4 protein-coding genes and 1 pseudogene (1 of these 5 cut by a window edge) are annotated in these 3,781 nt (G+C 33.9%); all 5 read right to left on the reverse strand.

Annotated features, from left to right (window positions below):
- Positions 1 to 541: pseudogene (locus A2255_06275) on the reverse strand (hypothetical protein).
- Between the two features lie 150 nt (positions 542 to 691).
- The gene (locus A2255_06280; GenBank protein ID OGI18059.1) at positions 692 to 1,426 is read right to left on the reverse strand and encodes a hypothetical protein; all 735 of its coding nucleotides are present in this window, start codon (positions 1,424 to 1,426) and stop codon (positions 692 to 694) included.
- A 620-nt stretch (positions 1,427 to 2,046) separates the two neighbouring features.
- The gene (locus tag A2255_06285) at positions 2,047 to 2,310 is read right to left on the reverse strand and encodes a hypothetical protein (protein ID OGI18060.1); all 264 of its coding nucleotides are present in this window, start codon (positions 2,308 to 2,310) and stop codon (positions 2,047 to 2,049) included.
- A 41-nt stretch (positions 2,311 to 2,351) separates the two neighbouring features.
- Positions 2,352 to 3,119, reverse strand: a complete 768-nt coding sequence (locus A2255_06290) for a hypothetical protein (GenBank protein OGI18061.1) — start codon at positions 3,117 to 3,119, stop codon at positions 2,352 to 2,354.
- 547 nt (positions 3,120 to 3,666) lie between these two features.
- A protein-coding gene (locus tag A2255_06295; protein ID OGI18062.1) for a hypothetical protein crosses the window boundary here: on the reverse strand, positions 3,667 to 3,781 show its end. The gene runs 1,628 nt beyond the window's last position; only the last 115 of its 1,743 coding nucleotides appear in the window; its start codon lies beyond the right edge, outside the window; it ends in the stop codon at positions 3,667 to 3,669.

Genomic DNA, 3,781 nt, shown 5'->3' on the forward strand with positions numbered 1-3,781 from the left:
ATAGTGCTTCTATATCAGGATTAATGATGATGAAAGGTTTTTGACCTTTTGCAATAGCGTTAGCTTTCTTAAGAGCTTTACCAAGAGCAACAAAATTAGCGTAAATGTTATCTTTATCTATAGCAATAGGAGTTGTTTCACTTCCTACAATGTTACCTGAAGGAACATCAGCGTGTTTAGCAAGTAAAAATGTATCTTTTGCTAAATCAATAGCAACTTTTGCTCTATCAAGATAACCAGCCATTATATCAATATTTGACTGAGCTTTAGTAACGTCATCAACTTTAAAAGCAAAGTATTTCTTTTGATCGATAAGTAATTGCTGTGTAGGTGAGGTTAATTCATCGTAAGTGATTGAACCAGTGTAACTTTTAACAGTAACATCACCAAAAGTTCTGATATTAACTGTATCACCTGAGTTTTTAATCTCACCTTCATAGTCTCTGTTTACACATTGCATCATAACTCCTGATTTATCAAGGAGTACTGATAATTTTTTTGACCATATTTCAGGAATAAAATTTGATAAATCTTGTGGCATAGTAATATATCCTTTCATTTTACTTTGTACTTGGCACTGTCATTGATTAACAACTTTTTCAATAACACGCACTGTCATGCCGGACTTGTTCCGGCATCTATTAGCAGTAGTAGGTTGGGTCAAGCCTGCTTGAGCCAACAAAATTGAAAATTACTTAATTAAACCTTTAGCCATTTGATCGAAAATGACTTTCTCATATTTTGAGAATGTTTCTGCGTTCATAGAAGCGATTTCAGCTCTACTAAAGACTTTCCCAGAACTTATAGAAGGAATTCCAGAAGTAACAGAAGAACCCATTCTTGATTTAGCTGTATCATTTTGAGATTTAAGCCTCATACCAGACTCATAACCGGCTTTATAGATGGAAGAAATATATTCAACAGCATCCGTAAAACCTTGCTCTTTCAAACTTCTTGTAGGGTCCATATCCATTTTTAAATAAGCATCGATAGCCTGCTTAACCTCAGGAACAGCGTAAATATCTCTATATTTATCCTGAACTTCACTTAATACAGACTGATTTTCTGATTGTACAGCGAAAGACTGGTTAACCATTTGCTGATTAAGCCATATATTAGCTGCTGCTTCCCCCTGAGTTTTGAGAATATTTTCATACTGAAACTTTAACGAGCTAACAGGATCAGTCTTACTGGAAGAATCTTGTCCCAGAGCTGTTAAAACATTTTCATACTGTTGTCTTAGTGTTTTTTCTTCTTCAATTTGCTTTTGAAATTTCTTTCTTTCTTCAATTAAAGCGGCTAAAGGTACTTGATGAGAAGAATTTTCATCTTCAAACTGAAGCTCTTGATTTTCAGAGCTGAAAAAATCTTGAGAACTTTCTTCAAAAGTGTTCTCATTAATGGTGTTAAATTCTTGATTGTCCATAAAAACTCCTTTAACGATGTCAGTATAATGACAGGCTAATAGCCTTTTACAGTCATTATTAAAAAGTAACAACGCAACGCACCACAAATTAACGTCCCTGATACGGCAGGACGAAACGCCACAACCGGCGAGCATAGAATTATGAATATAAGTAAGGTGAGTACCTGGCTTAAGCAATAATTTTATAGAATTATCTAGCTAAGGAAGAAAGAAAAATACTCACTGATGTCATGCCGGACGTGTTCCGGCATCTGTATAGTTAACGCTTTAAGCTTTTATTAGTAAACAGGATAGATCCCGAAAGCAGCAAAGCTGCACCACTTTCTCCGCGATAGAAACATTTGGGAGATAACTACGTGCGTAGCACTTCGGGATGACATTTCCACTGTTTTATAATTTTAGGTAAAAACTTTTTTCTTCCTTACTTACCCACCGTCAACTAAGGAGGTAACAAAAAATACTTACGCATAAAGTGATATTGTCATTGCGAGGAGGGCTGAAAGCCCGACGTGGCAATCCAAATTATAGCATTATTTAATGGATTGCTTCGCTTCGCTCGCAATGACAGATTTGCGTTTTAAAATACGCAATAATTTTTTGTTTGTTCCTTAGCTCTCAAACTAAATATTTTTCTCAGCAAAAATCTGATCCAACTCATCTCTATAGAAATTAATCTTCTCAACTTCGCAATCAACATAATTAAAGACCTCTTTAATACCTGAAAGATAAGAAATAATATTATTCTGAGCCGAGAGTGAAATATTTGAGAGGATTTTCTGAGTAAAAACCTCTTTTAAAAGCTTAAAATTATTGTCTGTACTAAGTTCTCTAAGCTTAACAGCAAGCTGATACTTAGCATAAAGCTCCTGATAATCCATATCCATCAGACCTCATATATATTTAATGAAATTAATATGTGTAAAAACTATCTTTTTAACTTTAAAGACAGCTTTTTATTCATTTCAAAAGTAAATTGAACCGTTATAAAATCTTCTAAACAAGCAGTTGGCAAGTGATCGAAAGGTGATGCTGTTTTTATAGCAGCAATTGCATCATCATCGAAAGATTTACTGCCTGAAGACTCAATCACATTGTAATCCAGGAGTTTACCATTTTTATCAATAGTAAATAAAATCTTAGCAAGCTTTTTATTACGATACCTGAAAATATACCAGTTTTTCTTTATTTTTTCTTGTAAGTTATTCAAATATGCTTCAAAATCAATATATTCGCCATATTGATTAAAGACATAACTTTGTCCTTCTTTAACAGCAACAGCAATCTTTTTTAAATTACCTTCAGGATAACTGTAAGCGTACAGCACGCAGGGATATTCATCTTTTGAAAACAGAGTTATATTAAATAATTTACCTTGATTATAGCTAAATATCTTATCTTCATTCACTAATTCGTAATAAAACTCTTTATTTTCAATATTTTTCGAGTTAAACCTATCTTCATAAAACTTGTAAGGCCTAACATCTACTTTTATACTTAATTCCTGAAAAGCCCTTTCAGAAAGCTTATTTACAACTTTATAATCTTTTGTTTGCTTTCTGGCAAGCTGTTGAGGTTTTACAATTGTCTGAGTTTCTTGAATTTTTATAGATAACTTTTTTATTGTGTCATTATCTTGAGCAAAAACAGGTAAAACAACCAATGCAAAAATAATAATTAATGCTAATTTTTTCATTTTCTCTCACCATAAATAGTAAATATATAATCAATTTACTATAAAAAAGAAAATTGTCATTCCAGGAATAAATAGGCGATATAATTTCAAAAGGAATAAACTTCCGGAGTTTCACCTGTTCATTCCAGGAATGACTTTATTAGGGGAGGTACTTCGTACTGTCATTGGCTAACTATCATTCCAATAACACCACTATCATTATGGGGTGCTTCGTACTGTCTTAAATCATCGATTCTTCCTATAATACGCATTGTCATTCTGAGGTGACACAGTCACCCTTTTAAGTCGTCGATCTTTCAAATAATACCCCGCTGTCATTCTGAGGTGCCAGAGGCACTTTTCTTAGTCATCAATCCTTCCAATAATACCCCGCTGTCATTCTGAGTGAAGCGCAGAATCTTTGAGATTCTTCACTAACGTTCAGGATGACACGCACTGTCATTGCGAGCCATAAGACATCGATAATCAGCATCAATCATACTTGCGTGGCAATCTTTCCAGCGCACCATGCCAGTCCCAAAATAACAGTAGTAGACCCAACAATTCACTAATAAATAACATCTTCTCTAATAAACATATTAGGATCAGCAGAACCGAGCTGTTCAAAAGCCCATTTCATGACTTCAATCCACCTTATTTTAGGCGCAATTTCAGGATGTTTT

The sequence above is a fragment of the Candidatus Melainabacteria bacterium RIFOXYA2_FULL_32_9 genome (genome assembly GCA_001784615.1).
In the GTDB taxonomy this organism is placed as follows: Bacteria; Cyanobacteriota; Vampirovibrionia; order Gastranaerophilales; family UBA9579; genus UBA9579.

Coding starts and splice junctions, on each gene's coding strand:
- A2255_06280 (OGI18059.1), bottom strand. CDS start 1,426: ATGGACAATCAAGAATTTAACACCATTAATGAGAACACTTTTGAAGAA.
- A2255_06285 (OGI18060.1), bottom strand. CDS start 2,310: ATGGATATGGATTATCAGGAGCTTTATGCTAAGTATCAGCTTGCTGTT.
- A2255_06290 (OGI18061.1), bottom strand. CDS start 3,119: ATGAAAAAATTAGCATTAATTATTATTTTTGCATTGGTTGTTTTACCT.